Genomic DNA, 3,546 nt, shown 5'->3' on the forward strand with positions numbered 1-3,546 from the left:
TGCGACGTGAAGTTCGTCAACGGCGAGCTGGACGAGTACACGACGGCGTCGGACGTGCGCCGGCTCGGCGCGTACGTGCGCCGGGCGGAGTTCGCGACGATCCGCCAGGCGGGTCACTTCCTGGATCTCGAAGGGCGGCAGCAGCAGGAGCAGGTTCGCTCGACGATCCTGAGCTTCTTCGGCGAGGAGCGGGCGAGCGCGGCGCGGGACGCGGCGCAGGGCGAGACGCTCGCGCCGCTCGGTCAGATGCCGGCGCTGTCGTAGCGCGGGGCGGCGGTCCAAGGCTGCCGGGACAGAAGGTCATGCGCGTCGTCGTTCGGCGCGCGGCGGTCCCGGCTCGTTCAAACAGGCAAATCGGCGTGACGCGCATCGGGCCTTGCGGCGACGGAAGGCCAAGGCGAGGAGCGTTCGTTCGACGCAAGCGCGCGGCGGAGCGTATCGAGCGCCAAGCCGATGGCGGCCGATCCGGTCCGAACACGGCCCGCTGCGCGCGTCCGTCGGCTGCCGCGCTGCATTGAGTGACAAAGCGATGTCGAAAGTAATCGTGACGGCGATCGGGTCGGCGGGGGATGTGCACCCGCTGCTCGGGGTGAGCCGGGCGCTGTCGGCGCGCGGCCACGAGGTGGTGTTCTGCACGCATCCGCCGTTCGAGGCGGCGGTGCGGGCGAGCGGGTTCGCGTTCGTGCCGGTGGGCACGGCGCAAGAGTACGCGCAGGCGATGGCGGACCCGGCGCTGTGGCATCCGCGGACGTCGTTCAGGACGCTGTGGCGGGTGATCGCGCCGGTGGTGCGGCCGCACTTCGACGTGCTGCGTTCGCTGAGCGACGCGGACACGGTGCTGGTGGGCACGCTGTGGGCGTTCTCGGCGCGGCTGATGCAGGAGCGCTACGGGACGCGCTATGTGTCGGTGCAGGTGTCGCCGTCGACGCTGCTGTCGGCGCACGCGCCGCCGACGCACAAGCGGCTGACGATCCCGAAGGGCTTGCCGCTGGCGGTGAAGGCGGGGCTGATGACGCTGATCGAGCGTCAGGTGCTGGACCGGGTGTGCGGGCCGGAGCTGAATGCGGCGCGGCAGTCGCTGGGTCTCGGTCCGGCGCGGCGGATCCTGGGGCGCTGGCTGCATTCGACGGACGGGGTGCTGTGCCTGTTTCCGTCGTGGTTCGCGGCGGCGCAGCCGGACTGGCCGGCGAATCATCTGCAAAGCGGGTTTCCGCTGTTCAACGAGACGGGGGCGCGGGACGCGGACCCGGAGCTGGACGCGTTCGTCGCGTCGGGCGATGCGCCGGTGGTGTTCACGGCGGGCTCGACGCGGGTGGACGGCGCGACCTACGAGCAGGCGGTGAGGGCGGTGCTGCGGACGACGGGCGTGCGGGGGATCCTGCTTGCGCCGGACGCGCCGGCGGCATCGGAGGGGACGACGGGGCCAACGAGAACGAAGACGAATGGCGCGCAGCCGGATGGCGTATCGCTGCTGAAGCGGCGCTACGTGCCGCTGGCGGCGCTGCTGCCGCGGTGTCGCGCGCTGGTGCACCACGGCGGGGTTGGGACGGCGTCGCTGGCGTATGCGGCGGGGGTGCCGCAGGTGGTGACGCCGTTCGCGCACGACCAGTTCGACAACGCGCAGCGGGTCGCGGCGAGCGGCTGCGGGGTGAGGCTGGACGCGCCGGTGCAGGGTGAGTCGCTCGGCCGGGCGCTGCTGCGGGTGCTGGGCGATGACGCGATCGCGGCGCGCTGCGCGCAGGTGCGGGCGCGGATGGAGGCGGAGCCGAACGGCTGCGACGAGGCGGCGCGCTTCATCGAGCGCTTCGCGCCGAGCGTCGCGGCGCGGCAGGCGCAGCCGGCATGAGCGGGCAATCGATGTCGGCGCGCGTACCCGCGAACGACGCCGATTCGGCGGCAAGCCGTCCGTCGCACAACGAACCCGCCGCCCGGCCGCTGCGCGGCGCGAGACTCGCGCTCCTGACGTTCGCGCTGTCGCTCGCGACCTCCATCGAGGTGCTGGATTCGACGGTGGCGAACGTGGCGGTGCAGGCGATCTCGGGGAGCCTGGGGGTGTCGAACAGCCAGGGCACGTGGGTGATCAGCTCGTACTCGGTGGCGGCGGCGATCGCGGTGCCGCTGACGGGCTGGCTCGCGCGGCGGGTGGGCGAGTCGAGGCTGTTCGTCGCATCGGTGATCCTGTTCACGCTGACGTCGCTGTTGTGCGGGCTCGCGCGGGACCTGGAGATGCTGGTTGCGTGCCGCGCGCTGCAGGGGCTGTTCTCGGGGCCGATGGTGCCGCTGTCGCAGACGATCCTGATGCGGTCGTTCCCGCCGGCGAAGCGCACGCTCGCGCTCGCGCTGTGGGGGATGACGGTGCTGCTCGCGCCGATCTTCGGGCCGGTGGTGGGGGGCTGGCTGATCGACAACTTCTCGTGGCCGTGGATCTTCCTGATCAATTTGCCGATCGGGCTGTTCTCGTTCGCGGTGTGCACGCTGATGCTGCACCCGCAGGCGCAGCGGGGCGAGGCGAGCCCGATCGACGTGCCGGGGATCGTGCTGCTGGTGATCGGGGTGGGGTCGCTGCAGGTGATGCTGGACCTGGGGCGCGACCGGGGCTGGTTCGATTCGTCGCTGATCACGACGCTGGCGATCACGGCGGCGGTGTCGCTGACGTCGCTGCTGATCTGGGAGGCGGGGGAGGCGCATCCGGTGGTGGACCTGAGCCTGTTCCGGGAGCGGACCTTCACGTTCTGCGTGGTGATCATCTCGCTGGGGATGATGAGCTTCTCGGTGGTGGGGGTGGTGTTTCCGCTGTGGCTGCAGGCGGTGATGGGATACACGGCCTACCAGGCGGGGCTGGCGACGGCGTCGATGGGGGTGCTGGCGCTGGTGTTCTCGATCCTGGTGGGGCTGTACGCGAGCCGGGTGGACGCGCGGGTGCTGGTGACGTTCGGGTTTGGGGTGTTCGCGGGGGTGATGTGGTGGAGCACGCACTTCACGCTGACGATGACGTTCGCGCAGGTGGTGACGCCGCGGCTGATTCAGGGGATCGGGCTGCCGTGCTTCTTCATTCCGCTGACGGCGGCGACGCTGTCGCGGGTGTCGGACGACAAGCTGGCGGCGGCGTCGAGCCTGTCGAACTTTTTAAGGACGCTGTCGGCGGCGTTCGGGACGGCGCTGAGCGTGACGTGGTGGGACAACCGTGCGACGTACCACTACGCGGTGGTGTCGCAGTCGGTGACGCGAGCGTCGGAGAACACGCAGCGGTACGTGGACGCGCTGCACGCGATGGGGATGCACGGGGCGCGGGAGCTGAGCTCGCTGCACCAGGTGGTGCGGCAGCAGGCGTACATGATGGCGACGAACGACATGTTCTACATGGCGAGCGGGACGTGCCTGCTGCTGGCGGGGCTGATGTGGCTGACGCGGCCGAAGCGGGGGGCGGCGACGACGCTGGGGCATTGAGGCGGTAGCCGCCGCGTTCCTGATTCGCCGAAGCCGAAGACGAAGACGAAGACGAAGACGAAGACGAAGACGAAGACGAAGACGAAGACGAAGACGAAG

Annotated in this window: 3 protein-coding genes; all 3 read left to right on the forward strand. The window is 70.6% G+C overall.

Features of this window, described 5'->3' with window-relative positions; translation table 11 throughout:
- Positions 1-264 (forward strand): alpha/beta fold hydrolase (locus WS69_RS03990; protein WP_442854885.1); only part of this gene is annotated, 264 nt, incomplete at its 5' end.
- A 265-nt stretch (positions 265-529) separates the two neighbouring features.
- Positions 530-1,846 carry a glycosyltransferase gene (locus WS69_RS03995; RefSeq protein WP_059469520.1) on the forward strand — a complete coding sequence of 439 codons (1,317 nt, stop codon included), beginning with the start codon at positions 530-532 and terminating at the stop codon, positions 1,844-1,846.
- A gap of 11 nt (positions 1,847-1,857) precedes the next feature.
- Entirely contained in the window at positions 1,858-3,447 is a 1,590-nt protein-coding gene (locus WS69_RS04000; protein ID WP_059469521.1) for a DHA2 family efflux MFS transporter permease subunit, read from the forward strand.
- Positions 3,448-3,546: the final 99 nt, after the last annotated feature.

Origin of the sequence: Burkholderia sp. BDU5, from assembly GCF_001522845.1 — a bacterium.
Taxonomy (GTDB): domain Bacteria; phylum Pseudomonadota; class Gammaproteobacteria; order Burkholderiales; family Burkholderiaceae; genus Burkholderia; species Burkholderia mayonis.

Bases quoted from the DNA above. Each gene is read 5' to 3' on its own strand.
- WS69_RS03995 (WP_059469520.1), top strand. From the start codon at position 530: ATGTCGAAAGTAATCGTGACGGCGATCGGGTCGGCGGGGGATGTGCAC.
- WS69_RS04000 (WP_059469521.1), top strand. From the start codon at position 1,858: ATGTCGGCGCGCGTACCCGCGAACGACGCCGATTCGGCGGCAAGCCGT.